Genomic DNA, 24,614 nt, shown 5'->3' with positions numbered 1-24,614 from the left:
CGTTCCTGTCAGTTAAAGTTTTCGGCACGAATGCGAACGACCTTGCCGTCAACATCGCTGAGGGCTTCCAGTTCTTCAATGGCGCGGTTGATCTGGCGCTCCTGAACGGTGTGGGTCAGGATAATCACTGGAATACGACCATCTTTGAGCTCCGACTCTTTCTGCATGATCGACTCGATATTGATGCCGTGCTCGCTCAGGATCGATGCCACTTTCGCCAGCACACCGGGGCGATCCAGAGCCTGGATACGTAGGTAGTAGGCAGACTGGACATCCTCCATGGGGAGTACCGGAAGATCTTCCATCGCCGACGGCTCAAAACCGAGATAAGGCACGCGCTGGTTGCTTTCAGCAGCAACGGAACGGGCGGCATCGATAATATCCGCAATTACCGCGGAGGCTGTCGCCTCGTCGCCCGCCCCAGGGCCGTAATACATGGTCTGGCCAACAGCATCACCATCCACAAGCACGGCGTTAAGCACACCGTCAACCTGGGCAATCAAATGGCTGCGGGGCACCAGCGTGGGATGAACACGCAGCTCAATGCCCTCGTCACGACGCCGGGCGATACCCAGATGCTTGATGCGGTACCCCAGAACCTCGGCATGGGCGATGTCGTAAGGGGTAATCTCTGAAATCCCTTCGGTATAAGCCTTCTCGAACTGAAGCGGTACACCAAAACCCGCTGAAGCGAGGATGGTCAGCTTATGAGCGGCATCAATGCCTTCAACATCAAAGGTGGGATCAGCCTCGGCATAACCCAGGTCCTGAGCTTCTTTGAGCACCTCGGCGAACTCACGACCGGCACGCATTTCGGTGAGGATGTAATTCCCGGTGCCGTTAATAATGCCGGCGATCCAGTCAACGCGGTTGGCCGCCATGCCTTCACGGACCGCTTTGATGACGGGAATGCCCCCGGCAACACCCGCTTCATAGGAAACGATCACGTTGTTTTTTGCCGCCGCTTCAAAGATCTCATTGCCGTGAACCGCGATCAGGGCTTTATTCGCCGTGACCACGTGCTTGCCGTTTTTGATAGCGGCCAGCACCAGCTCCCGCGCAGTGTCGTAGCCACCAATCAGTTCGACCACAATATCCACGGACGGGTCATTCACCACATCGAATACGTCGGTGCTGAACGGGATATCACCCAGATCAATATCCTTGCGAGGGGTGCGTGTTGCCACCCTGGCAATCCGGATATTGAAACCTGTCCTGCCCGTGATCAGGCTGGCGTTGCGGGTCAGTACGTTGAACGTACCACCACCGACTGTTCCCAGTCCGCAGATTCCGACATTGACGTCTTTCAAGCTTTCACCTCTGTTCCCGATGGGTTGCTGTGGGGAGCGACAGTATACCGGTTAACGTGCTCTCGAATAAGCCCTTACCAATGCAACAGGCAAGCCTCAGTCGGGTAGACTATCAGAGCAGCCCGAGGCCTTCAGCCAGTTTTTGGGCCGGCACATAACCACGCACCATATTACCGTCTTCCAGCACAATTGCCGGGGTGCCTGTCACACCAACGCGACCACCGAGCTGGAACTGCTCCGTGACAGGGTTATCACAGCTCTGCTCGTCGACACTTCGCCCCTGCTTGGCGGCATCCATGGCTGCCTGCTGGTTATCGGAACACCAGACAGAAATGTACTTGCGGAATGAGGGGGTATTGGGCCCGGAACGCGGGAACGCGTAGTAGTTAACGGTAATGCCCATTTCATTGAGCTGCGGCACTTCATCATGCATTTTGCGGCAATATGGGCAGTCGATATCGGTGAAAACAGCAATTGAGGCTTTCTGCTCACCCTTGGCGGCATAGCTGATCACCCCTTTGCCATCGAAGTCATCCATGGTCCGGGCGCGTTGCGTCGCCCGTCCCTGCTCCGAGACGTTGGCAATACCATTGTCGGTAATTTTCAGGAGATCGCCGGTAAGAATGTACTGGCCGTCCGCGGTGGTAAAGATGGTATCGCCATTATTGCTGTACACCTCGTACAGGCCCTCGGCTTCAGACTTGCGCACCTCGGTGATTTTCAGGCCAGGAACCGCGGCTGTCAGTTTCTCGGTAATTTTGTCCTCGACTTCACCCGCCTGAAGTGCTGCCACTCCTCCCAGGGTAGAGGCGACAATCAGCAGGCAGAATTTGAACAGGCTCTTGATCAACATATTGGCTTCCAGATTAAAGGGCTCACAGTGCATTCCATCATCAGGGCAGCGCCGCTGACGCCGCACCCTATCGTCATTGTGGCAATTGCGACACCCACCACCATAAAAAGTTCAGTTTACCAAGGCGCATCACCACAGCAACCAGGCGCGATTCTACCCTCGTGGATGGTGAGACTGGTGCAGCGACTGCAATCGCTGACGCGCCACATGGGTGTAGATCTGCGTGGTGGACAGGTCCGAATGGCCCAGCAGCATTTGAACCACCCGCAGGTCTGCGCCATTATTCAGCAAGTGGGTAGCGAACGCATGCCGCAGAGTGTGGGGGGACAGATGCTTGTGAATGCCCGCCCGAACGGCATAGTGCTTTATTCGATGCCAAAACGTCTGTCGCGTCATCGCAGCCGGGCGGTTTCCGGGGAACAACGCATCGCAGGACCGTCCCCTGAGAAGCTCACCCCGCCCTTCCTTCATGTAGCGCACCAGCCAGTCAATGGCCTCCTCACCGAGAGGCACCAGCCGCTCCTTGTTTCCCTTGCCAACAATCCGGACCACACCCTGGCGAAGATTCACCTCATCAACCGTCAACTCCACCAGCTCCGACACCCGCAAACCGCAGCCATACAGTATTTCCATCATGGCCTTGTCGCGCAGCTCAATGGGAACCTCCGGGTCAGGTTCCGACAGCAGATTGTCCACATCTTCCTCCGACAACGAATCCGGAAGGCGACGCGGGAGCCGAGGGCTATCGATACGTAGCGTCGGATCCTCGGAAATTACCCCTTCCCGCAGAAGGTAGCGATAGAAACGCCGCAGCCCGGACAGGCGGCGAGCAGCGGTGGACGTCTTGAAGCCATCGGCCAACCCCCGGGAAATCCAGGCCAGTAAATCAGTACGGCGGACGTCTGTGAGCAATGGTTTTCCCGGCTGCTCATGCAGCCAGGCCGCCAACCGCTCAAGGTCGCTGCGGTACGCCTGACGGGTTTTATCCCCCAGCCCGTCCTCAAGCCAGACGGCATCAGTGAAGCGCACAATAATCGCCTCGTCAGGGGGCCGCAACTCGGCTCTGGTTCTGGATAAGGCTTTCGGGCTCATGACAGGTTACTCGAAACGAACCGCGCCAATGCAGTTACGGAGATCAGATACGAAAAAGGCAGCCAGTGGCTGCCTTTTTTCGACGAACTTGACCAGCAACCCGTGCTGATCAGCCCAGCTTTTCCTTGATACGAGCTGCCTTGCCAGACAGGTCGCGCAGGTAGTAAAGCTTGGCCTGACGAACGTCACCACGACGCTTCACACTGATGCTGTCGATCAGCTTGGAGAAGGTCTGGAAAGTACGCTCGACGCCAACACCGTAGGAAATTTTCCGTACAGTGAAGGAAGAGTTCATGCCGCGGTTGCGCTTACCGATCACAACGCCTTCGAACGCCTGCAGACGCTCGCGGTTGCCCTCGGTTACACGCACCTGGATAACCACGGTATCACCCGGCGCAAAGGCAGGGATTTCCTTGGTCATCTGCTCTGATTCAATCTGACTGATGATGTTGTTCTTGCCGCTCATCGTTAGTGCTCCTGATACCCAATCTTTTAATGCCCTGATGATTCAGAGGCACCCGGTTCGTTCAAAATATCTTCCAGCAGCTCACGCTCTTCGTCCGTAAACACCCGCTTTTCCAGCAGGTCGGGGCGTCGCTCCCGGGTTCGCCTCAGCGACTGCTTGAGTCGCCAACGCCGGATCTGATCATGGTGACCGCCCAATAAAACATCCGGCACCGCCTGACCTTCGTAAACCTCGGGCCGGGTGTAGTGCGGACAATCCAGCAAACCGTCAGCAAAGGAATCCTGCTCTGCCGACTGCGCATGACCCAGCGCTCCGGGGATGAGGCGCGTAACCGCATCAATAACAGCCATGGCTGCCAGTTCGCCACCGGAGAGAACAAAGTCCCCCAGTGACACCTCCCGGTCAACTTCGGCGGATATCAGGCGCTCATCGACGCCTTCGTACCGCCCGGCAACCAGAATGAGGTTCTGCTCTGCCGCCAGTGACTCAACCACGCCCTGGTCCATCGGCTCCCCCTGGGGAGACAGGTAGACCACGCAAGCCTTGCCGGGTGCCGACGCCCTCGCCGCATGGATGGCATCCCGCAGCGGCTGAATTTTCATCAGCATACCCGGGCCGCCACCATAAGGCCGGTCGTCAACAGTGCGGTGACGATCGTGGGTAAATTCCCGAGGATTCCAGGCAGTGAACGTCAGCAAACCATCTCTGACCGCCCTGCCGGTAATCCCGTAATCTGTCACCGCAGCGAACATCTCCGGGAACAGACTGACTGCGCCAATCCACACCCGTCAGAACTCCGGATCCCAGTCGACTACCATGCGCGAACCGGCCAGATCCACACTCCGGACAACATGGTCCGGACGGTACGGAATCAGGCGCTCACGCTGGTCGATGGAGGCATCAGTAGCCCTCACCACCAGGACATCGTTGGAGCCTGTTTCTATCAGATGATGTACTCTACCGAGGCACTCATCCTCAGTCGTGAACACGTCAAGACCTTCCAGCTGATACCAGTAGTATTCCCCTTCGGGGAGCTCCGGCAGCTCTTCGGTAGGCACAATAACGTCGGCACCGCAGTAACTGCGTGCCACTTCACGATCATCAATACCTTTCAGCCTGACAACGATCCCCTGGCCTTGCCGGCGACCTTCCTCAAGCTTCGCGGGAATACGTTTGCCGTTGTGGACCAGAGTCCAGTCACGGTACTTCAGTATCCCTTCTCTGGGGTCCGTATAAGAGTGCACCTTAAGCCACCCCTTGACCCCAAACACCGAGGTGATCTGACCAATCACAGTTTCCTGCGAATGCTGAGCCATACCCTAACCCCGGTGGTGAAACGTTAACTCTGTTACTCTGCCGCAGCGCCTTTCAGCAACTGGGCAACGCGCTCACTGGTCTGAGCGCCCTGGCCCAGCCAATGATCAACACGATCGCGATCAATACGAAGACGCTCTTCCTGACCACGGGCGATCGGGTTAAAGAAGCCAACACGCTCAATAAAACGACCGTCGCGGGATTTGCGGCTGTCTGTCACTGTCAGATGGTAGAACGGGCGCTTCTTGGAGCCACCACGAGCCAAACGGATTATTACCATTTCGACCAATATCCTGTTCTGTTGTACGAACTTTGTACGATTCACACCCGCCAAACCAAGGCTGGCGCGAAGACCCATACTCGAAAGGGGCGCTATTCTATGCTAAATGAACGCCAAAGAAAACAGGGAATACGTCCCGGTTTCTACATACGTCCACGGGGGGGCATTCCGCCACCTCCTCCGCCCGGCGGCATCATACCGCCAAGACCCCGCATCATGTTAGCCATTCCGCCTTTCTTGCCGAATTTCTTCATCATTTTCTGCATTTGCTTGTGTTGCTTCAGCAGCCGGTTGACGTCCTGGATCTGGGTGCCGGAGCCGGTTGCAATCCGACGTTTGCGGGAGTTGTTGATCACATCCGGGTAACGGCGCTCCTTGGGGGTCATGGAACAAATAATGGCCTCCATCTGCCCCATGGACTTGTCGTTCACCTGCTGCTGGGCCACCTGCGCCATCTGGCCCATACCTGGCAGCTTGTCCATCAGGCCGCCGATACCACCCATGTTCTTCATCTGTTGCAGCTGGTCGCGGAAATCTTCCAGATCAAAGCTCTTACCCTTCTTGATCTTCTTTGTCAGCTTCTGGGCTTTTTTCTGGTCAATCTTGCGTTCGGCTTCTTCAATAAGGGAGAGCACATCCCCCATGCCCAGAATCCGGGACGCCACCCGATCCGGGTGGAAAGGCTCCAGAGCGTCGGATTTCTCCCCCACACCCAGGAACTTGATGGGCTTACCCGTTATGTGGCGCACCGACAGCGCGGCACCGCCACGGGCGTCGCCATCGGTCTTGGTAAGAACCACACCCGTCAGCGGCAGGGCATCGTTGAATGCCTTGGCCGTGTTGGCCGCATCCTGGCCTGTCATGGCATCCACCACAAACAGTGTTTCAACCGGGTTCACTGCTTTGTGCAGGCGCCCGATCTCGCCCATCATCTGCTCATCGACGTGAAGGCGGCCGGCGGTGTCGAGGATCACCACATCGATATGTTTCCGGCGGGCCGCATCCATCGCACCATTGGCGATATCCACAGGGTCCTGATCCGCGGAGCTTGGAAAAAACTCGACGCCGACTTCGCCGGCCAGAGTTTCCAGCTGGCGTATCGCAGCCGGACGATACACGTCCGCGCTCACAACCATGACGGATTTCTTCTGGCGCTCTTTCAGGAACCGCGACAGCTTGGCAACGGTGGTGGTCTTACCAGCACCCTGCAAGCCGGCCATCATGATGACCGCCGGGGGCGCCACCGCCAGGTTGAGAGATTCGTTGCCGTCCCCCATCACGCGCTCCAGCTCCTGCTGGACCACCTTTACGAAGACCTGGCCGGGACTGAGGCTGCGCTGCACTTCCTGCCCAATGGCCCGCTGACGCACACCCTCTATAAATGCCTTGACCACCGGCAGGGCGACGTCCGCCTCCAAAAGCGCCATGCGAACTTCACGCAGCGTTTCCTTTATATTGTCATCGGTCAGACGCGCCTGACCTGAAATCTTGCGCAGACTGCCGGAAAGTCGGTCCTGGAGGTTTTCAAACATGTTGATCTTCCGTACCCGGATTAATTGAGTGCATGAAACACGGGAACCCGATCAGGTTCCTTGATTCCTGTTGCATAATCGCGACATTATAACCAGACTATCGCCCTGAAACGACCAGCCCGGTCAAATCGGCGTGAAAGCCCGTCACCCCCAGTCAGAGAGTGGTTAAAAGGAAGTCATGGGAACGCTGATTCTCGCGGTCACTTCATTATTACTATACAGCATCGGTACTGCCCTGCAGGCGCTCAGCTTCAGAGGGCGGGTGCATACCAATATCGCAATAACCACCCTTATCGGCATGCTGGCGCTGACGGCACATGGCCTGCTGATTGCACAGACCGTCCACCAGGAAGGCGGATTCAATTTCGGGTTCTTCCAGAGTTCGGTGCTCATTTCGTGGCTGATTGTGTTCCTTTTGCTGGGACTTAACCTTCGCAAGCCTGTACAGAGTCTCTTCCTCGGTGTTTACCCGATCGCGGCGCTGACCATCATCATGGGGCTTGTCACCCACTCCTCTTCCCGGCTGGTTCCGGAGGACAGCTACGGCATGCTGTCCCACATCGCTCTGTCGGTCACAGCCTACAGCCTGTTCACCCTGGCGGCTATACAGGCCGGCCTGCTGTACCTTCAGAACCGCCAGCTCAAGCACAACTACAACAGCATACTGATCAGAAATCTGCCGCCGCTGCAGACCATGGAATCACTTCTGTTCGAATTGGTCTGGGCGGGCGTGGTGATGCTGGTGCTGGCCATTGTCACCGGGGCCCTGTTCATTGACGACATTTTTGCCCAGGATCTGGCCCACAAGACCGTTTTCTCGCTTCTGTCCCTGACAGTCTTCCTGGCACTGCTCATCGGGCGTTACACTCGCGGTTGGCGCGGCATAACCGCCAGCCGCTGGACGCTTGCGGGTTGCGCCCTGCTCATGCTGGCCTTTTACGGCAGCAAGTTTGTACTCGAGCTGGTCTTCCACCGGGGCGGCTGACGGCATTCACCAGGACCTCCGCTCCGGCACGCACTTGACACCGCGATCACCAACCACCTATTTTCCAAACTTGTCAGCCATATAAGGACATTCAGTCTTGAACGAGACATCGCTTACCGCGCTGTTCATCATCCTGGCGGGACTCATCCTGTTGTCTGCCTTCTTCTCCAGTTCCGAAACCGGCATGATGTCGCTCAATCGTTACCGGCTGAAGCATATGGCCAAGACCGGCCATAAGGGGGCCAAGCGCGCGCAGTCATTGCTTAACCGCACAGACCAGCTGATTGGCGTCATCCTGATCGGCAACAACTTCGTCAACATTTTCGCCTCTGCCATTGCAACGGTTATCGCAATTCGTATCTGGGGCGATGCCGGCATCGCCATTGCCACCGTACTGCTTACCATTGTCATTCTGATATTCGCGGAAGTGACACCGAAAACCCTCGCCGCGCTGTTTCCGGAAAAAATTGCGTTTCCGGCCAGCCACGTACTGGGGCCCTTGCTGAAGATTCTCTATCCCGTTGTCTGGGCTGTGAACCTGTTTACCGGCGCCATACTGAAGATCATCGGGATATCCGCCAACGACGCCGCCAACGAGCATCTCAGCCGTGAGGAGCTCAGAACTCTGGTGAACGAAGCAGGCGCCCTGATTCCCGCCAAGCACAAGGACATGCTGGTCAGCATTCTGGACCTTGAAAAGGTAACCGTGAACGACATCATGGTGCCCCGCAACGAGGTGGTGGGCATTGATCTTGAGGACGACCTGGACACCATCCTGCGCCAACTGAGAAGCAGCCAGCATACGCGCTTACCGGTGTTCAAAGGCGATATCAATAACATACAGGGCGTCCTTCACCTGCGAAACGTCTCCAGACTGCTTCTACAGGATGAAATCAACAAGGCAATGCTGATGCAGCTGTGCCGTGAGCCCTATTTCATCCCTGAAAGCACCCCGCTGAACACACAACTGATCAACTTCCAGAAAGAAAAACGTCGCTTCGGAATCGTCGTTGACGAATACGGAGAAGTTCTGGGCCTGGCCACTCTGGAAGACATACTGGAAGAAATTGTCGGTGAATTTACAACCGACTACGCCGCCACCAGCCCTGACATCATCCCCCAGGACGATGGCACTTATATTATTGACGGCACCTCGGCAGTCAGAACCATCAACAAGACCCTGGGCTGGAAGCTTCCCATCGACGGCCCCAAGACTCTCAACGGCCTGATCACCGAAGCCCTGGAAAATATACCGGAAACAAACGTCTGCCTGAAAGTCGGCGGGCATCGGGTTGAAGTACTGCAGATCAAGGATAACGTGGTCAAGGCTGCCATCGTTCACCCCAGGAAGCGGAAGAAACGTACAGCCGTCTAGACCCTGCGGTTATAAAAATAATTCCTTTAGAAACATCATAATTTAATCTTTCTCTTGACCGGGCAGCCGTTCCCACCAAGACTGAGGTGGTACAACAAAACAATAATGAACAGGAGTACATCCATGAGTCTAACCCATACTGTGGGTCTGCTTACCCATCCCGATCGTGAGTGGGAAGCCATTCGTAACGAACCGGAATCCATCGGTAAGCTCTATCTCGGCCACGTTCTGTTACTCGCGCTTATTCCCGCTGTGGCAGGCTTCTACGGCAGCACCCAGGTTGGCTGGCAGATTGGTGACGGCCAGGTGATCAGGCTGACATCAACCAGTGCCCTGCAACTCTCTGTGCTCTTCTACGGAGCCATGCTGGCAGGTATTTTCATCATCGGTCGTTTCATCGATTTCTTTGCCGCCACCTATGATGTTAAAGACGGCACCCCAAGAGGGATCACGCTGGCCGCCTACACCGCCACACCGGTCTTCCTGCTGGGCATCACCGCGGTATACCCGAATATCTGGGTAAACATGATCGTAGGGCTGATTGCCGTTGCCTATGCGGTCTACCTGCTCTATGAAGGGTTACCGATCCTGATGAAAATACCCGAAGACCGTGGCTTCATGTTCGCCTCCGCCGTGTTGACGGTTGGCCTGGTGATGTTTGTTGGTCTGCTGGCCATTACAGTGGTGATCTGGAGCGTCGGGATTGGCCCGGTATATGTAAGCTGACACCCGCCTACATAATGTTCTGAAATCCGGTGTGCCTTCGGGTACCCCGGAATTTTTTATTTATAGGCTCAGTTAGCATTTGGTCATGTTACCAAGTGTTAAAATGAGGTAGATTTAACGTATAACCAATAAACCAAGTTGTAAGCTCGGTCATGTATCCGGTTGAGGCGTACACAGGAGTCGGCCATGAATAAGCAGTCCGGCATACATTATCTCCGCGAGCACCGGGAGGCTGGGAGTTCAAATCCCGTACCTGCACAGGTGGTCCGTATCCGTGACACTGTCGTTGCCGGACTGGGAGATTTGTTGCAGGGTGCATTTGATGCGGTTGATGACTCGCTGTTTGAACTGGCGAACAATGCCAGGAGCAACAACGAGCAGAATCGCTATTTCGAAGCCATGCGCGAAATCCGCATCAAACGGAAGGGTGTCGAACGCCATTTCCAGAATGCGGTTGCACAGCTGTTTGCAAACCCGCCCCGCAGTGGCAGTGTAGCGGCAGACGAAAGCCTGGCCAGCCAGACCAACTCGGACAGCCTCTCTCTGGTGGGCGACGATGACCTGGAAGAACAGGTCGCGCTCAATGCCATGATTACCAAGTCCAAGGCACACTTCCAGGGCCCACTGCTTCAACTGCAAACCCGGTTCAGTGTTGTTTATCCGGGAGCCAGTGAGGACGTGCCCGTTAACCCCATGGCCCCCGAACACCTTTGCAGCGCCTTCGTGGAAGCCATTCAGGCCCTTGAGATCCAGATTCGCGAGCGCCTGATACTGCTCAAGCAGTTTGACCGTTACGTGGTCTCCAACCTGGGCATGTTACTGGATGAGGCCAACCGCATACTGATCCAGGCCGGCGTCATCCCGAATTTCCGCTACCACGGCAAAGCCGGCAAGCAACAGGGCGGCTCCGCCCCCGGTACTACTTCCAGCGAAGCTCCCGGTGAAGCAGCGGCCGCCGCCACCGAGCAGCAGGGACACCACGAAGGTGCCATGTTCGAGCAAATCAGACAGATGCTCGCCCATCAGCGCGCCAATTCCGGCATCACGCCCCGCGCGTCTGACCCGAACGTTCATGTGATCGGCGGCGCCGAACTCGCCAGCCTGCTTGGATCGCTTCCCCAGCAACCTCCCGGGGAGCAGGTAAGCGGCAACCTGAGCGCTGGCGAACCGGTGATGGTCGACCTGTATCAGGTTGTCCAACAGCTGCTTTCCCGGGCTGGAAACACCAGTGAAGGCAAGAAGCCGGCACTGAACGAAATGGACGAGGACCTGATCAACCTGGTGTCCATGCTGTTCGAATTCATTCTTGACGATTACAACCTGTCGGCGCCCGTACAGGTTCTGATCAGCCGGCTGCAGATCCCCATTCTCAAGGTGGTCATCAAGGACAAGACGTTCTTCAGCAAAGCCTCTCACCCTGCCCGCCGCCTGCTTAACTCACTTGCCAGGGCCGGCATAGGCTGGAGTGAGAGCGACGAAAAAGCCAGGGACAAACTGTACGAGCAGATTCACGCAGTGGTGGCCCGCATCCTGAACGAATTCGACGGAGACGTGACCCTGTTCGAAACGCTGTGCGACGAATTTGAGCAGTTCCTCGCCAGAGAGAACCGCAAGTCCTCCCTGGTGGAGCAGCGCACCCGCGAATCCGAGCGCGGTCGCATCAAATCACAGAAAGCCCAGGAAACCGTGGACGAGCTACTCCAGAAAAAGCTCGCGCGCTACAAACTTCAGGAACCAGTACGAAATATTCTGTTGAATGGCTGGAGCCGGGTAATGTTCCTGGCCTACCTCAGGGATGACGTGGAACATCGCTGGCCTCAGACCGTCCGCGTGGTGGACGACCTGATCTGGTGCCTGCACCCCCATCAGGACGATGAAGAGCGGGACCAGTGGGTGCGAGTGGTGCCCGGACTGCTGAAATCACTGAGAGCCGGCCTTGAGGAAGTGTCCTACAATTCATCCAAACTGGATGAAATGATGTCGGACCTCAAGCATGAGCTGACGGAAGCTTTCCGCGCCAACGCACTTGCAGAAGCCATGGAAGACTCTCCCGCGCCGGAACCCGAAGACGAAGACGAACCCAGCCACCAGACCGCCATACAAAGGCAACAGGAGCTGGAAGAGGCAGCAATCGCAGAGTTCGTGGCACAGATCGACGCCATTGAAATTGGCAACTGGGTGGAATTCAACCTGGTCAACGGAGCCAGCTTCCGCTGCAAGCTGTCAGCGATTATCGAAGAAGCCGACTGTTTCGTTTTCGTTAACCGCATGGGACTCAAGGTTATTGAGAAATCCCGTACCGATCTCGCCCATGAGATGCGGCGTGGACGCCTGACCGTGCTTGAGCAGGGCGCGTTGATTGACCGGGCGCTGGACGCCGTTGTCGGCACTTTACGGAGTAAGGCGGGGTAAGCTGGCGTCAATGCTGGAACACGGCAGTGGTACCGGTCTTCCGGGAAAGTACCGGATTACCCTCGCAATATCGATTGCCTTGCTGCTCCATACCCTGGTGATGTCAGCGCTGCCCTTCACGCCCCCCGAGAGGGAACCCAATCGCAGGACCCTGCGGGTAGAGCTGTCCAGCCCCGGCAGCCACCCCTCGTCCGAATACCGCGCCAGTGCAGCGGCGCAACCTCGTGAAAATCAACCCACTGCCCGGCCCGACATTGTCACCCTTAAATCTCCACGTTATCAGGACGCCCCCCCGGAAGAACCTTCAGAACCTTCGCCGCGGAAACGCCCCGCGGCCCAGCCTGCGGAAACATCCGCCCCTTCCCGCACATCTGTTGCCTCAGCGGCGGGCAACCCGGAGGCGACTGCTGAAACAGAGACAGTACCAGAGCTAATAACACGGATCAGCCGTTCGCCGCAGGAAACAGATCCATACCTGGCGCAGCTGGCAGCCCGCGTCGGCAGCGAACTGGACAAACACCCGGTGCCGTCGAGCCACCGTATTACGGAACCAGTAACCATGGAGCTGGAATTACAGCTTATGCATAGCGGGGCGCTGACAAGCGCGAAGGTAACTCAGTCAACGGGATATGGGGAGATTGACAAGGCTGTGTACCAAGCAGCGCTGCTTGCCAGCCCGTACCCCGAGCCACCACAGGACGATTCAGGAAGGAAGCGTTTCCGGGTTGAACTTATTTTCACCCCGGAACGCCTGTAAAAAGCAGGTTTCTCAGGCTTCGGCCTGCTTGGCAGCAGCCTTGACCTGCTCTGCCAGCTCACCACTCTCGGACATTTCGAGAATGATATCGCAGCCACCAACCAGCTCGCCGTTTATGTACAGCTGGGGGTAGGTCGGCCAGCTTGAGTAGACCTTCAGGCCTTCACGGAGCTCCTGATTATCAAGAATATTCACGAAGGCAAACCGCTCGCCACAAGCCATCAGGGCCTGAACGGTTTTGGCGGAGAAGCCACACTGCGGGGCCTGGGGAGTACCCTTCATATAAAGGATAATGGGGTTTTCCTCGAGTTGGCTCTTGATGGTTTCGTTAATATCCATGGATACATACCTCTCATTGAAAACGGGATCGCCTTGCGGCCACCTGACTGACCCCATTGTACACGTACCAGCATTGGCACCAAACATTGGCGTTGATCCAACGCAACCACCCCGCCACTGGCGTTGTCTTCAGAACCCCGACGGGCTAGACTTGAGCCCCTGCCTTTCAGGCAGCCAGGCAACCCCCGTCTTTGTATCCCGCCAGTGCGACCTTAGCCGCGAGCTGGCGTATTGTCGTTTCAGGGCAATGACTGCTGCGGGCCGGTTGTAACCACGAACATGCCCCGGAACACACAGGCAGGGTTTTTCGATTAACTAAGGGCCATCGCATGGCAGCAAGACATTTTCTCACACTCAATGACCTGAGCTCTGACGAGCTCGAGCAACTGCTGGATCACGGCACCCGGCTCCGCAAGGAATGGCGCCAGGGGACCGTGCGGGAAACTCTGAAGAACCGCGTTCTGGCCATGATCTTCGAGAAATCCTCTACTCGCACCCGGGTTTCGTTTGAAGCCGGCATGACACAACTCGGTGGTGCCGCCCTTTTCCTGTCTCCCCGCGATACCCAGCTTGGCCGCGGCGAACCCATTGAAGATTCGGCGATCGTCATTTCCAGCATGGTGGATGCGGTGATGATCCGCACCTTCGCCCACAGCACCGTCGAGAAGTTTGCAGCTGCATCGAGAGCCCCCGTAATTAACGCGCTCACCGACGACTTCCATCCCTGCCAGCTGCTGGCCGACATGCAGACCTATCGCGAACATCGCGGAAGTATCCGCGGTGGTACCGTAGCCTGGATCGGCGATGGCAATAACATGTGCCAGTCCTATATCAATGCCGCCGCACAGTTCGGATTCCACCTGCGTGTGGCATGCCCGGAAGGTTATGAACCAGACTCCAGGCTGATTGAAAACGAGGGCAAGTATGTCTCCATCGTTCGCGACCCGGCTGAGGCGGCCAAAGGAGCGGACTTGCTGGTCACCGATGTATGGGCTTCCATGGGCCAGGAAGATGAGCAGAAGGCTCGGGAAAAAGCATTCCGTAACTATCAGATCAATCCGGAACTGATGAAGCTGGCAGACAACGACGCCTTGTTCATGCATTGTCTGCCCGCCCATCGCGGTGAGGAGATCTCCGCGGACATGATGGAGCATCCGCGCTCCGTCGTCTGGGACGAAGCTGAAAACCGCCTGCATGCCCAGAAAGCATTGCTCGAGTTTCTGATACTCAATCGACTGGATTGACTGGATGACCGAAAGCCTGGTACAGCCCGCCGACTGGCTGCTGGAAGTAAATAATCTGTCCTGCGGCTATGGTGACGTCTCTGTTGTAAAGGATGTCAGTTTTGCCCTCAGCCATGGCGACATCGGCTGCCTGCTTGGCCCCAGTGGCTGCGGCAAAAGCACTATTCTGCGGGCGCTGGCCGGGTTTCTCTCGATCAATACCGGTGAGATTCGACTGCAGTCCAGCTCCATCAGCCTCCCCGACCGCACCCTGGCACCGGAAAAGCGTCGTATCGGCATGGTGTTTCAGGACTATGCCCTGTTTCCGCACCTGACAATTGCCGAAAATGTGGGATTCGGCCTACGTAACGAAGACCGGAAAGAAAAGCACCAGAAGGTCATGGAACTGCTGCAACTGGTTCATCTTCAGGACCTCGCAGCGAGCTACCCCCACGAATTGTCCGGAGGCCAGCAACAGCGTGTAGCACTTGCCCGGGCACTAGCCCCCGAGCCAACGCTGATCCTGCTGGACGAGCCGTTCTCCAATCTGGACGCGGACCTTCGTCGCCGGCTCAGCCTCGATGTCAGGGAAATCCTGAAAACCCTCGGCATCAGTGCGATTCTGGTTACCCATGACCAGCAGGAAGCGTTCGCTATGTGTGATCAGGTGGCGGTTCTGAAGGATGGTGGCATCCAGCAGTGGGATGTTCCCTATAACCTTTACCACGAGCCGGCCAATCGTTTTGTAGCGGGATTCGTTGGCCAGGGTGGCTTCATACCGGGCAAGGCACTGGGACCGGATACCATAGAATCAGAGCTGGGGGTCATCCGCGGCAACCGGGCGTACAAGTGGAAGCCCGGCACCCTGGTGGATGTGCTGATTCGTCCGGATGACATTGTTTACGATGCGGAGTCAGACCTGAAACCCCGGGTTGTGGAAAAGACCTTTGCCGGCACCTCAACCCTCTATCGTTTCCGGTGTTCGGAAGACACCGAATTCGAAGCACTGTTCCGCAGCCACCTGGACTTTTATCTGGGTGAACATGTACCGGTACGGGTTGAAGCCGACCATCTGATCGCGTTCGAGAGGGTCTGAACCGGGACTCCTCTACCGGTTCAGTTATTACAGACCCGTTCGACAGCATCCAGCCAGCCAGCGTAGAGCTTCTCCCTCAGGGCCGGCCGCATGACCGGCTCAAAACGGTGTTCGCGCTCCCACAGCTGTGCTATCTCGTCCAGGCTCCGGTAAACGCCGGTTTGCAGCCCGGCCAGGTAGGCGGCCCCCAGGGCCGTGGTTTCCGTTACCCTCGGACGGTCCACTGACACATTCAGAATGTCGGCGAGAAACTGCATTACCCAGTCGTTCACCACCATGCCGCCATCCACACGCAATGCCTGCAGGGACGCACCATCGTTCAGGATAGCCCGAATCAGATCCTTGGTCTGGTAGCAAACGGACTGCAGGCCGGCGGTGACGATTTCCGCGATCCCCGTATCCCGGGTCAGGCCCATGATCGCGCCGCGAGCATGGGGATCCCAGTGTGGGGCGCCAAGTCCGGTAAAGGCCGGCACCAGGTATACGGGATTGTCCACGCCTACCTCCGTGGCATACGCAGAGGACTCACTGGCGTGCCTGATCAGACGGAGTCCGTCCCGCAGCCACTGCATGGCCGCCCCGGCGACGAATATGCTGCCTTCCATCGCAAAACAGGGCTTGCCATTGAGCCGGTAGGCCATGGTCGTCAGCAGTCTGTTCTCCGAACGCAGCGCTTTGTCTCCCGTATTCAGCATCAGAAAGCAGCCGGTACCGTAAGTGCTTTTCGCCATGCCCGGCTCAAAACAGGCCTGGCCAATCAGGGCGGCATGCTGATCCCCGGCAATACCCGCCACCGGCACAGGCGCACCGAGCCACTGTTCGTCGACAACCCCAAAGTCCGCGGCTGAATCAAGCACCTCTGGAAGCAGAGCCGCCGGCACCCGGAACAGGGCCAGCAGCTCATCGTCCCACCGTTGTTCGTGGATATTGAACAGTGCGGTGCGGGAGGCGTTGGTGGCATCGGTCCGGTGCGAACGGCCGCCGGTGAGGTTCCACAACAGCCAGCTGTCCACGGTGCCAAAGGCGAGCTCTCCGGCCTCGGCCCTGGCCCTGGCTCCCTCAACATGATCCAGTATCCAGGCGATCTTGGTGGCTGAAAAATAGGGATCAATAAGCAGCCCCGTACGGTCAACAACAGTATTCTCGTGACCATCGGATTTAAGTTTTGTACAAACCGATGCCGTGCGTCGATCCTGCCAGACAATGGCGTGGTGGATAGGCTCGCCGGTTTTCCGATCCCAGATGACCGTGGTTTCACGCTGATTGGTGATGCCGATACCGGCCAGCGCTGAAGCACTGATGCCCGACTCCTTCAGCGCCTCACGACAAACCGCCAGGGTACTGCCCCAGATTTCCCGGGCGTCATGCTCAACCTGGCCGTCTTTAGGAAAATACTGGTGGAATTCCTGTTGGGCAGTCGCCACAGAGGTGCCGGTTGCGTCGAACACGATGGCGCGGGAACTGGTTGTCCCCTGGTCGATGGCAAGCAGGTACTGAGTCATTTCAGGCGTCCTTTCAGAGTTATCAGCATCATTGTTGTTGATGCCGCAATCTTCTCAAAGGAACGGGGATAACGCTATGGGCAGAGGGCCGGAGAGAGACAGGATTACAAAGAAAGCCATAAAAAAAGGGCCGGAAAACCGGCCCTCAAATGACGAATGAAACAAGGAAAGTTCGTAAGAACTACAACCTCAAAAGTCATCCCTTACACAATCAGTATCCCGCTAATTGAGGCGCCCTTCAGTTGTGGTTGTGTTGCTCGTTTGTTACATCCGGTGAGACATCGAGAAGCCGGTCACAAAACCGCCCTCACAGGCTGTGTTCTGTCGGCTTCTTGCGAGGCCATACCAGGCTGAACCGGGCACCACCCAGCTCATCACTGCGGCTGACAAACGCCTGGCCGCCGTGCCAATACAGAATTCTTCTCACAATGGACAAACCAAGACCGTAACCGCCGGAGGTTCTGGTGCGGCTGTCATCCAGACGGGCAAAAGCCGTGAATACCTTTTCCCAGTCCTCTTCGGGAATACCCGGGCCATCATCCTCCACATCGATGCGACAATTGTCTTCATCAAAGTGGCAATGGACCCTGACATTCCGGGCGGCATAGCGGGCCGCGTTACCCACCAGATTCTGGACCGCCCGATGCAGATACCGGGGCTCCAGATCCGACAATGACCAGCGCTCCGATTCGTCGTCAATATCCGCTTCAATGCTGTGCTCGGGACGGGTCATCTGCTGTTCGCTGACCACCTGGCGAACGATGTCCGAGACCGACGTTTCCTGCAGCGCGAAGACAGGCCCGCCCTGCTCCAGCCTCGCATAGGTCAGTATCTCGTCAATAAGCTCATCCAGTTCCTGGATATCGCCGTCGATGCCATCCAGCTGTTTCTGCAACGCTTCCGGGCTGCTGGCGCTCTCAATCATCTGGACGCCAAAACGAATGCGCGCCACCGGCGTTCTCAGTTCGTGGGAAACCGCGTGAATCATTTCCCGCTGCACGCCCACCAACCTCTGGATATGCTCCGCCATGCTGTTAAAAGCTGCCGCCAGCCGCGACACCAGCCGGCTGTCGCCGGCATCCACCCGGGCACCCATCTCACCTCGGGCGATACGGATAGCCACGGACTCCACAGCACGAAGATTGCTATCCACATCACGAAGAGCCAGGTAGAGTGCCAGCGCCAACACACTGCCTGCAACGACCAGCAGGAGCATTACCACCGGCCAGGCCCAGGCATCGAATTGCGACGGCATTGCCAGGTCCACCAGGGTGCCATCTTCCAGCCGAAGCAACACATGAGCCTTGTCATGCGACGGGTGGTGATAAAGCGAAATGCCGCGCTCAGAGACACGCTCCAGAACATCCGAATCCGGGAGTGCAGACTGGTCCTGGACCGGCACCATGTCCACCGCCAGCGCATCGGAGAGCTGCGTCATGGCCTCTTCCCGTCCTTCCACCGGCATGTCGTCAAGATGGATGCGCGCAATCAGAGCGGTTGCTTCGGCAACGTCACTGTAGATATCCCGGAATCGCAGTTCGAGAATAAGGCCCTGGCCATCCTGCATCATCACCTGCTGGCCAATACTGGTTTCCAGTGCCACGACCTGGCCATAGGACAACCGCTCCATGATGACATCGGAGAATAGCAGGTCGTCGGGGGAGGTCACCCGGAAATCATAGAATGACTCAAGCCAGTGATATTGCTGATCCGGATAGGGCGTGGCTGCAATCCAGTGCAGCAATGGCGCCGCAAACCGCTCCTGCCAGAACTGCTCCCGTACAGAGTTCACACCCAGGAAAAGCGCTGCACAAAGAAGGAGAATCAGAAAGGTCAGGCCAATCAGGCGGGCATAAAGCTTGAGAAAAAACTTGAGGGGCATTGCGATAACCCTGGCAATGAACGCCGGCCCGGACGGGCCAGCGCCAGAGACTGAACAGTCAGGCTTCCTTTACAAACAGATAGCCTTTGCTGCGTACGGTTTTTATGCGCCTCGGATGAATGGGGTCATCACCGATCTTGGGCCTTATTCTTGAAACCCGGACGTCAATCGAGCGGTCCTGCCCGTCGTATTCGATCCCTCTCAGCGCGGTAAAGATTTCTTCACGACTGAGAACCCGGCCGGCATTGCTGGCCAACAACCACAGCAGGTCGAATTCGGCACTGGTCAGATCAATGCTGTCATCGTTCAGCCACGCTTCGCGCATAGAGCGGTCTACCACCAGGTCGTTGAACTGCAACCTGACCGGCTCTTCGCCACTGCCCTCTTCGGCAGCAGCGGAACCGTTTTCCGTAACCCGCCGCAGCAAGGCCCGGATTCTTGCCAGCAACACCCTGGGCTGAACCGGTTTGCCAATGTAATCATCAGCCCCCATTTCCAGACCGAGGACCTGGTCCAGATCATCCGTGCGGGCAGTGAGCATGATGATGGGCCCGGGATAGAATGGCCGGGCACGCCTGCAGATGGACAGCCCGTCTTCGCCGGGCAGCATCAGGTCAAGCACGACCAGGTCAGGCTGCTCCTTGCGGATACGCTCAACCGCGTTGCCACCGTGGGTTTCGAGAGCGACCGACAGACCGTTGCCTTCCAGGTACTCCCTGGTCAGCTCTGCCAGCCTCTCATCATCTTCGACTATAAGAATCCGCCAACTTTCGTTCGTCTGTTCCACGCCGTCCATCTCTGATTTTGTTTTTCCGGTTTTTGAAGCTTCCGGTCAGGTTCACCCCACCTGGCCGGACAAGAGTCGTTGCTCAGAAGGTCTGCCATGTCACTGACAATACAGGCTACCTCCTGTAACAGCAATTATACATGCTATTCAGAAATATACATGGAACCGCCGGTTCGTTACAGCCCGTGACAAAGGTCACACCACGACACCTGCCCCAGCACGCCTGTCACGAAGTCGTCATCCCCTTTTCATTTCGGTGTCACACCGGGTTCATAGCCTTGTCCGAAAGCAAACATAAAAGAGGCCCAGCCATGAACGCCCAGACAGCCCCACTACCACGCCCGGTCCGCCGGCTTAAAACCGTGATCACCCAGCAACCGGAGGTCGTCGAAGCGGCACAGAGACTGCGATATAAGGTGTTCTCGGAAGAGTATGGTTCGGATCTGGGAGCCACCAACCCCGGAATCGATGCCGACGAGTTCGACCGCTATTGCGATCACCTGATTGTCACCGACGAATATACCGGCAAGCTGGTGGCGACCACTCGGGTGCTCCATCACAACAAGGCCAAGGAGGCAGGAGGCTTCTATTCCGAGGGCGAATTCGAACTTTCCTCACTGTATCAGCTTCCGGGGCCGCTTGCTGAACTCGGACGTACCTGCGTTCATCCCGATTACCGCAACGGTGCCACCATCAGCCTGCTATGGGCTTCGGTAGCAGAGTACCTAGTGTCACGGAACGTGGACTACCTGATCGGATGTGCCAGTATAGGTATGTCTGACGGCGGTTTGAAAGCCTGGCGCATTGCCCGCTACCTTCAGCGGGAATTCCTGGCCAGTGAAGAATACCGGGTGACTCCCTTGCGGGCACTCCCCCACCTCACCCGTACCCTCAACGAAGACCGACCAGTCGATGTACCGGCGCTGATCAAGGCCTATATGCGGCTCGGCGCGCGTGTGTGCGGAGAACCCTGCTGGGATCCGGATTTCCGTTGCGCAGATCTGCTGGTGGTGCTGGATGTAAACAACCTGGCCAGCCGCTACAACCGCCATTTCATGCGTCACAAGGCCCGTTGAGGGGCACCTCCATAAAGTCATCCGGGAGCCAGCTATGGAACTGATACGCCTGACCACCAGACTCACACTCTTTACGGTATTTCTGGCCCTCACTGCCTTGCTCGCGGGCTCTCTGGGGCTTGTGGAGACTCTTGTCCGGCGCCGGATCGACCGGGCGCCATTCGCGCGCTTCTGCTTCGCCGGCGCCAGCCGGTGCCTGGGTTTTCGGGTGTCTACTCAGGGCACCTTCAGCCGCCGCCCCGTGCTCTATGTCAGCAATCACATCTCGTGGTCTGATATTCCGGTGCTCGGGAGCATGGTGCCACTGAGGTTTCTGTCGAAGGCGGAGGTGGGGCGTTGGCCGGTTATCGGCTGGCTGGCGAAGCAGGCCGGCACACTGTTTATCCTGCGTGGCAGCGGAAAGGCCGGGCAGGCCCGACGCGAAATGGCCACTACGCTAATGAGCGGGCAGTCAGTACTGGTATTCCCGGAAGGCACCACAACCTCGGGCGTCACGGTTCTGCCGTTTCACAGCCGTCTGCTGCAGGCTGCAGCCGATGCTGGCGTGGAGATTCAGCCGATCAGTATCGGGTACCTGCGCAACGGTCACCCGGACCACCTGGCTCCTTTTATCGGCGATGATGAGTTTCACCATCATCTGGTCCGCATGCTCCGCCAGCCGGCCGTAGAAGTGGGCATAATCGCCCATCCGCCAGTAGCCCCGACCTGCAGCAATGAACTGTCGGAGTTGTCGGGGGAATTGCAGAAGACCGTTCGGGAAGGCCTGTGGCAAATACAGGCCGGGTGGCCGTCAGACCGGGAAGCTGCCAGGCCGGCGGTTATTGCCAGCCCGGACGTGTAACCTCAGCTCAACGGATGGCCTGCGTTTATTTCCTCTTCCGTGGCTTCACGCTTGCCAATAATTTCCAGGTCGAAGTAGAGCGTAAAACCGGCCAGCGGGTGATTGGCATCGACCCGAACGAGATTGCCATCAATCCCCACCACCTGGACCACCTGGGCTCTGTCGCCGGTATTGGTCTGGAATTTCATCCCCACCTGCAGGTTTTCCACCCCCTCGAACATCGAGCGGGGGACCTTGCGGATCAGTTCCGGATTGTGTTCGCCATAGGCCATGGCCGGCGGTACGGTGACTTCCAGGCAGTCCCCCACGTTGCGGTCTTTCACCGCTTTCTGGATGCCTTCGATGATCTCCGGGCTACCTTCCAGGAAATGCAGCGGCTCGCTGCCCTCGGAAGTGTCGACCAGTTCTCCCACTTTGTTCTTGAGAACATAATGAACGGTAAATACGGCAGGTTTTTGCATCAGGCAGTAGAGTTTCCTGTTTCCGGTGTATCAGTCAGATTCAGTGCATGAATAACCAGGCGTTGATCCAGCCTGGCTTTCAGCCCTCTGGGCTTGTCCAGACTCATGCGCTCCAGCAACGACCGGTACCGGCCCTGGTCATCCTTTGCCTTCGCTGCATGCCACAAGACTGCCAGTTTACCACGACGGGTCGCCGTTGCGGCCTTCAAGGTCTGCAGTGCCTTGCCCAACCTCAGTTCTTCATCGGTGAAATCCCGGCCAAATGGGAAGGGAGGAAATACCTCAGTGTCACCAGCCGCGCGAATAGCAGCCTGTATCGCTTCCGGAGTGTTGTTGCGCCACTCGTCCGGCAACCGGAACGACGCATCCACTTTTCCTGCGTTCTGGGCCTGGTTCAACAGGTCCTGCTGGAACCGGGAGTCGGCAATGCGGATCAGGCGAAGGTATACCTGTTCGTCTGACTGGCCGCGCAGGTCCGCAATGCCATACTCGGTGATAACAATATCCCTCAGGTGACGGGGAATGGTGCAGTGACCGTAACTGAACACGATGTTGGAGAGGGTTTTACCCGCCGAACGACGGGTACTGCTCAACGTCAGCACAGACCGGGCTCCCGGCAACTCATGAGCCATGGCTACAAAGTTGTACTGCCCCCCCACGCCACTGACCACACGACCATCATCCAGCCCGTCAGAGACCGCCGCCCCGCTGAGTATGTACATCATTGCCGAGTTGACGAAACGGCTGTGAACTCTTTGCGAAACTTTAAGGCGCTGGTTGCCAAAGGCGTGGTCATAAAGGTGATTGATGTAATTCACGCTGGTCATGCAGATTCGCTGTCGATCCTGCGGCGACAGGTCCCGCAAGCGCTGATAGAACTGTTCCGGGCCGACATAGAAGCCACCGTGGAGAACAATACCGCCGGTCAACCTCTCACCCAGGGCCATGGAAGCAATGGCCTGCCGGTCATCGTCACTGTCCAGGTCCGGCTCGAGTGATTCTTCACCTATCCTCAGCCGCCCGCCCTTGAATTCAACGTCCGAATGGAAAACACCGTAACGACACAGCCACTCCACATCCCGAGCCCGCAGAGGGGAGGCAATCAGTTTTTCGCGACGCAGCAGGTCCAGCGTGTCCAGTGAGACCGTGTGCGCCAACTCGCCCCGGTTGATCATTGTCTGCAAGCCTGCATGATCAAACACCTCTCGCTTCAATACACCGGCTTCCATCAGATAGATGAATCCGTCTACCAGCATCTCACTGCAACCGTAGAGGCCTTCCGTAAAGGTGCCAGTGCCACCATCCTCATTAACCACCGGAAAGCGCTCGGCAACCCTGAGATGGTCAAAAACCTTTTTCCAATGCTCGTTATCGGTGTGCCTCAGAATGGTACTGTGAACCAACGCTGCTCCCAGGGAGCCGATGCCTACCTGAAGGGTGCCACCATCTTTGAGCATCGCACTGGCATAAAAACCGATCATGTGGTCTTCCGGGCTGACCGACATCTGCGGAGCAGAGAATAAAGGGTAATCAGACTCTTCGTGCTCGAGAACGATGTCAAAATGACTTGGCGCCACCGCCGCATCGTTGCCCATGAAAGGAAGGTAGCGATTGGTTTCAGCTACGATAGCGACCGGCATTCCTGCTTCCTCCCGCTCCCTGAGCAAGGGAATGAGATCGAGTGTCAGGTCCGGATTGCAACTCAGGCTGAAATCCCCCTGTTGATCAGGCTCCCGGGAAAGCGGCGACACCATCTGCCCCACCACATTGACGCCAAGCGCCATCAGATCACGGACGGCGTGGGTGTAATTGGTACAGACGTAGTTTCGTTGCTGCGTTTCGTTATTGAGAAAGGACCCTGCCTTGAAGAAGAACTCCGACACTGTCACGTTGTCCGGCAGCTTTTGCCGGATAACGTCCCGTGCGTACTCAAGCTCCGGAATCCGGCCGTAGAGCCGCTCAGCAAATGGCCCCATAAAACGTTTTTCCAGTGACGAACTCCCACCCGGGGCGGTCAGCGACAGCGCGGTAACGATGTGCAACTGTATGGAGGAGTCCTCCTTCGCACGCTGATACAGGGCATTTACAAAGCGGACCGGCTTACCAAGACCCAGAGGCAGACCAAGTGTGATCTTCTTGCCCACACGGCGGATCAACTCGTCCACACACTCAGTGCTCCTTTCAAGCGTTACCGGTTGTTCCTTTGCCATGGCAATACTCCGTTATCTTTGCGTGGGAATGCATTCGACAGGAATAATCACATGCGAAAACTCGTCAGGCAATGCGCCCGGTCATATAAAAGCTA

The 24,614-nt window shown here is 57.1% G+C and carries 23 protein-coding genes; 9 read left to right on the top strand and 14 right to left on the bottom strand.

Features of this window, described 5'->3' with window-relative positions:
• Window positions 1–8: 8 nt before the first annotated feature.
• The 8 genes from ABJM11_RS13095 to ffh all read right to left on the bottom strand — a co-directional run bounded on the left by ABJM11_RS13095 (window position 9) and on the right by ffh (window position 6,847).
• Window positions 9–1,310, bottom strand: a complete 1,302-nt coding sequence (locus ABJM11_RS13095) for a homoserine dehydrogenase (protein ID WP_348296329.1) — start codon at window positions 1,308–1,310, stop codon at window positions 9–11.
• Window positions 1,311–1,422: 112 nt separating this feature from the next.
• Entirely contained in the window at window positions 1,423–2,163 is a 741-nt protein-coding gene (locus ABJM11_RS13090; protein ID WP_348296328.1) for a DsbC family protein, read from the bottom strand.
• 153 nt (window positions 2,164–2,316) lie between these two features.
• Window positions 2,317–3,255, bottom strand: coding sequence for a site-specific tyrosine recombinase XerD (xerD, locus tag ABJM11_RS13085; RefSeq protein ID WP_348296327.1), 939 nt, complete (start codon window positions 3,253–3,255; stop codon window positions 2,317–2,319).
• A 109-nt stretch (window positions 3,256–3,364) separates the two neighbouring features.
• Window positions 3,365–3,721, bottom strand: a complete 357-nt coding sequence (gene rplS, locus ABJM11_RS13080) for a 50S ribosomal protein L19 (RefSeq protein ID WP_027831200.1) — start codon at window positions 3,719–3,721, stop codon at window positions 3,365–3,367.
• A 26-nt stretch (window positions 3,722–3,747) separates the two neighbouring features.
• Complete coding sequence (trmD, locus tag ABJM11_RS13075; RefSeq protein WP_348296326.1) at window positions 3,748–4,506, bottom strand: tRNA (guanosine(37)-N1)-methyltransferase TrmD; 759 nt, start codon at window positions 4,504–4,506, stop codon at window positions 3,748–3,750.
• A gap of 3 nt (window positions 4,507–4,509) precedes the next feature.
• Window positions 4,510–5,037: a ribosome maturation factor RimM gene (rimM, locus tag ABJM11_RS13070; RefSeq protein WP_348296325.1), complete on the bottom strand. Its 528-nt coding sequence runs from the start codon at window positions 5,035–5,037 to the stop codon at window positions 4,510–4,512.
• 32 nt (window positions 5,038–5,069) lie between these two features.
• On the bottom strand, window positions 5,070–5,315 hold the full coding sequence (gene rpsP / locus ABJM11_RS13065; RefSeq protein ID WP_348296324.1) for a 30S ribosomal protein S16: 246 nt from the start codon (window positions 5,313–5,315) through the stop codon (window positions 5,070–5,072).
• 143 nt (window positions 5,316–5,458) lie between these two features.
• Window positions 5,459–6,847, bottom strand: coding sequence for a signal recognition particle protein (gene ffh / locus ABJM11_RS13060; protein WP_348296323.1), 1,389 nt, complete (start codon window positions 6,845–6,847; stop codon window positions 5,459–5,461).
• A gap of 178 nt (window positions 6,848–7,025) precedes the next feature.
• Here ffh and ABJM11_RS13055 point away from each other — a divergent pair, with 178 nt between their 5' ends.
• The 5 genes from ABJM11_RS13055 to ABJM11_RS13035 all read left to right on the top strand — a co-directional run bounded on the left by ABJM11_RS13055 (window position 7,026) and on the right by ABJM11_RS13035 (window position 13,102).
• Window positions 7,026–7,832 carry a cytochrome c biogenesis protein CcsA gene (locus tag ABJM11_RS13055; RefSeq protein ID WP_348296322.1) on the top strand — a complete coding sequence of 269 codons (807 nt, stop codon included), beginning with the start codon at window positions 7,026–7,028 and terminating at the stop codon, window positions 7,830–7,832.
• Window positions 7,833–7,929: 97 nt separating this feature from the next.
• Entirely contained in the window at window positions 7,930–9,207 is a 1,278-nt protein-coding gene (locus ABJM11_RS13050) for an HlyC/CorC family transporter (protein ID WP_348296321.1), read from the top strand.
• Window positions 9,208–9,330: 123 nt separating this feature from the next.
• Complete coding sequence (locus ABJM11_RS13045) at window positions 9,331–9,933, top strand: Yip1 family protein (RefSeq protein WP_348296320.1); 603 nt, start codon at window positions 9,331–9,333, stop codon at window positions 9,931–9,933.
• A gap of 186 nt (window positions 9,934–10,119) precedes the next feature.
• Window positions 10,120–12,345 carry a DUF1631 domain-containing protein gene (locus ABJM11_RS13040; protein WP_348296319.1) on the top strand — a complete coding sequence of 742 codons (2,226 nt, stop codon included), beginning with the start codon at window positions 10,120–10,122 and terminating at the stop codon, window positions 12,343–12,345.
• Window positions 12,293–13,102 carry a TonB family protein gene (locus tag ABJM11_RS13035; RefSeq protein ID WP_348296318.1) on the top strand — a complete coding sequence of 270 codons (810 nt, stop codon included), beginning with the start codon at window positions 12,293–12,295 and terminating at the stop codon, window positions 13,100–13,102. Before ABJM11_RS13040 ends, ABJM11_RS13035 begins: the two co-directional genes overlap by 53 nt.
• 12 nt (window positions 13,103–13,114) lie before the next feature.
• Here ABJM11_RS13035 and grxD read toward each other — a convergent pair whose 3' ends face one another.
• Window positions 13,115–13,441: a Grx4 family monothiol glutaredoxin gene (gene grxD, locus ABJM11_RS13030; protein ID WP_027831190.1), complete on the bottom strand. Its 327-nt coding sequence runs from the start codon at window positions 13,439–13,441 to the stop codon at window positions 13,115–13,117.
• A gap of 329 nt (window positions 13,442–13,770) precedes the next feature.
• Here grxD and argF point away from each other — a divergent pair, with 329 nt between their 5' ends.
• Window positions 13,771–14,685, top strand: coding sequence for an ornithine carbamoyltransferase (gene argF, locus ABJM11_RS13025; protein ID WP_348296317.1), 915 nt, complete (start codon window positions 13,771–13,773; stop codon window positions 14,683–14,685).
• A gap of 4 nt (window positions 14,686–14,689) precedes the next feature.
• Window positions 14,690–15,760 carry an ABC transporter ATP-binding protein gene (locus ABJM11_RS13020; protein ID WP_348296316.1) on the top strand — a complete coding sequence of 357 codons (1,071 nt, stop codon included), beginning with the start codon at window positions 14,690–14,692 and terminating at the stop codon, window positions 15,758–15,760.
• Between the two features lie 20 nt (window positions 15,761–15,780).
• Here the strand turns inward: ABJM11_RS13020 and glpK are convergent, their stop codons facing one another.
• The 3 genes from glpK to ABJM11_RS13005 all read right to left on the bottom strand — a co-directional run bounded on the left by glpK (window position 15,781) and on the right by ABJM11_RS13005 (window position 19,940).
• Window positions 15,781–17,262 carry a glycerol kinase GlpK gene (glpK, locus tag ABJM11_RS13015; RefSeq protein WP_348296315.1) on the bottom strand — a complete coding sequence of 494 codons (1,482 nt, stop codon included), beginning with the start codon at window positions 17,260–17,262 and terminating at the stop codon, window positions 15,781–15,783.
• Window positions 17,263–17,569: 307 nt separating this feature from the next.
• Window positions 17,570–19,144 carry an ATP-binding protein gene (locus ABJM11_RS13010; RefSeq protein ID WP_348296314.1) on the bottom strand — a complete coding sequence of 525 codons (1,575 nt, stop codon included), beginning with the start codon at window positions 19,142–19,144 and terminating at the stop codon, window positions 17,570–17,572.
• A gap of 58 nt (window positions 19,145–19,202) precedes the next feature.
• Window positions 19,203–19,940 carry a response regulator gene (locus ABJM11_RS13005; protein ID WP_348296313.1) on the bottom strand — a complete coding sequence of 246 codons (738 nt, stop codon included), beginning with the start codon at window positions 19,938–19,940 and terminating at the stop codon, window positions 19,203–19,205.
• A gap of 302 nt (window positions 19,941–20,242) precedes the next feature.
• Here ABJM11_RS13005 and ABJM11_RS13000 point away from each other — a divergent pair, with 302 nt between their 5' ends.
• Together ABJM11_RS13000 and ABJM11_RS12995 are read left to right on the top strand one after the other, a co-directional pair.
• Window positions 20,243–21,007, top strand: coding sequence for a GNAT family N-acyltransferase (locus ABJM11_RS13000; protein ID WP_348296312.1), 765 nt, complete (start codon window positions 20,243–20,245; stop codon window positions 21,005–21,007).
• A 34-nt stretch (window positions 21,008–21,041) separates the two neighbouring features.
• The gene (locus ABJM11_RS12995) at window positions 21,042–21,848 is read left to right on the top strand and encodes a lysophospholipid acyltransferase family protein (protein ID WP_348296311.1); all 807 of its coding nucleotides are present in this window, start codon (window positions 21,042–21,044) and stop codon (window positions 21,846–21,848) included.
• Window positions 21,849–21,850: 2 nt separating this feature from the next.
• On the opposite strand, the gene ABJM11_RS12990 is transcribed toward ABJM11_RS12995, so the two are convergent.
• Together ABJM11_RS12990 and ABJM11_RS12985 are read right to left on the bottom strand one after the other, a co-directional pair.
• Window positions 21,851–22,309, bottom strand: a complete 459-nt coding sequence (locus ABJM11_RS12990; protein ID WP_348296310.1) for a peptidylprolyl isomerase — start codon at window positions 22,307–22,309, stop codon at window positions 21,851–21,853.
• A complete protein-coding gene (locus ABJM11_RS12985; protein ID WP_348296309.1) occupies window positions 22,309–24,519 on the bottom strand; it encodes an acetyl-CoA hydrolase/transferase C-terminal domain-containing protein in 2,211 nt (736 codons plus the stop codon). Before ABJM11_RS12985 ends, ABJM11_RS12990 begins: the two co-directional genes overlap by 1 nt.
• Between the last annotated feature and the right edge of the window lie 95 nt (window positions 24,520–24,614).

The sequence above is a fragment of the Marinobacter sp. genome (assembly GCF_039977835.1).
In the GTDB taxonomy this organism is placed as follows: Bacteria; Pseudomonadota; Gammaproteobacteria; order Pseudomonadales; family Oleiphilaceae; genus Marinobacter.
Note: the sequence above shows the minus strand (reverse complement) of the source record. Positions and strands in the feature narration are given on the sequence as shown.

Bases quoted from the DNA above. Each gene is read 5' to 3' on its own strand.
- ABJM11_RS13090 (WP_348296328.1), bottom strand. From the start codon at position 2,163: ATGTTGATCAAGAGCCTGTTCAAATTCTGCCTGCTGATTGTCGCCTCT.
- xerD (WP_348296327.1), bottom strand. From the start codon at position 3,255: ATGAGCCCGAAAGCCTTATCCAGAACCAGAGCCGAGTTGCGGCCCCCT.
- rplS (WP_027831200.1), bottom strand. From the start codon at position 3,721: ATGAGCGGCAAGAACAACATCATCAGTCAGATTGAATCAGAGCAGATG.
- rimM (WP_348296325.1), bottom strand. From the start codon at position 5,037: ATGGCTCAGCATTCGCAGGAAACTGTGATTGGTCAGATCACCTCGGTG.
- rpsP (WP_348296324.1), bottom strand. From the start codon at position 5,315: ATGGTAATAATCCGTTTGGCTCGTGGTGGCTCCAAGAAGCGCCCGTTC.
- ffh (WP_348296323.1), bottom strand. From the start codon at position 6,847: ATGTTTGAAAACCTCCAGGACCGACTTTCCGGCAGTCTGCGCAAGATT.
- ABJM11_RS13055 (WP_348296322.1), top strand. From the start codon at position 7,026: ATGGGAACGCTGATTCTCGCGGTCACTTCATTATTACTATACAGCATC.
- ABJM11_RS13045 (WP_348296320.1), top strand. From the start codon at position 9,331: ATGAGTCTAACCCATACTGTGGGTCTGCTTACCCATCCCGATCGTGAG.
- ABJM11_RS13040 (WP_348296319.1), top strand. From the start codon at position 10,120: ATGAATAAGCAGTCCGGCATACATTATCTCCGCGAGCACCGGGAGGCT.
- grxD (WP_027831190.1), bottom strand. From the start codon at position 13,441: ATGGATATTAACGAAACCATCAAGAGCCAACTCGAGGAAAACCCCATT.
- argF (WP_348296317.1), top strand. From the start codon at position 13,771: ATGGCAGCAAGACATTTTCTCACACTCAATGACCTGAGCTCTGACGAG.
- ABJM11_RS13020 (WP_348296316.1), top strand. From the start codon at position 14,690: ATGACCGAAAGCCTGGTACAGCCCGCCGACTGGCTGCTGGAAGTAAAT.
- glpK (WP_348296315.1), bottom strand. From the start codon at position 17,262: ATGACTCAGTACCTGCTTGCCATCGACCAGGGGACAACCAGTTCCCGC.
- ABJM11_RS13010 (WP_348296314.1), bottom strand. From the start codon at position 19,144: ATGCCCCTCAAGTTTTTTCTCAAGCTTTATGCCCGCCTGATTGGCCTG.
- ABJM11_RS13005 (WP_348296313.1), bottom strand. From the start codon at position 19,940: ATGGACGGCGTGGAACAGACGAACGAAAGTTGGCGGATTCTTATAGTC.
- ABJM11_RS13000 (WP_348296312.1), top strand. From the start codon at position 20,243: ATGAACGCCCAGACAGCCCCACTACCACGCCCGGTCCGCCGGCTTAAA.
- ABJM11_RS12995 (WP_348296311.1), top strand. From the start codon at position 21,042: ATGGAACTGATACGCCTGACCACCAGACTCACACTCTTTACGGTATTT.
- ABJM11_RS12990 (WP_348296310.1), bottom strand. From the start codon at position 22,309: ATGCAAAAACCTGCCGTATTTACCGTTCATTATGTTCTCAAGAACAAA.
- ABJM11_RS12985 (WP_348296309.1), bottom strand. From the start codon at position 24,519: ATGGCAAAGGAACAACCGGTAACGCTTGAAAGGAGCACTGAGTGTGTG.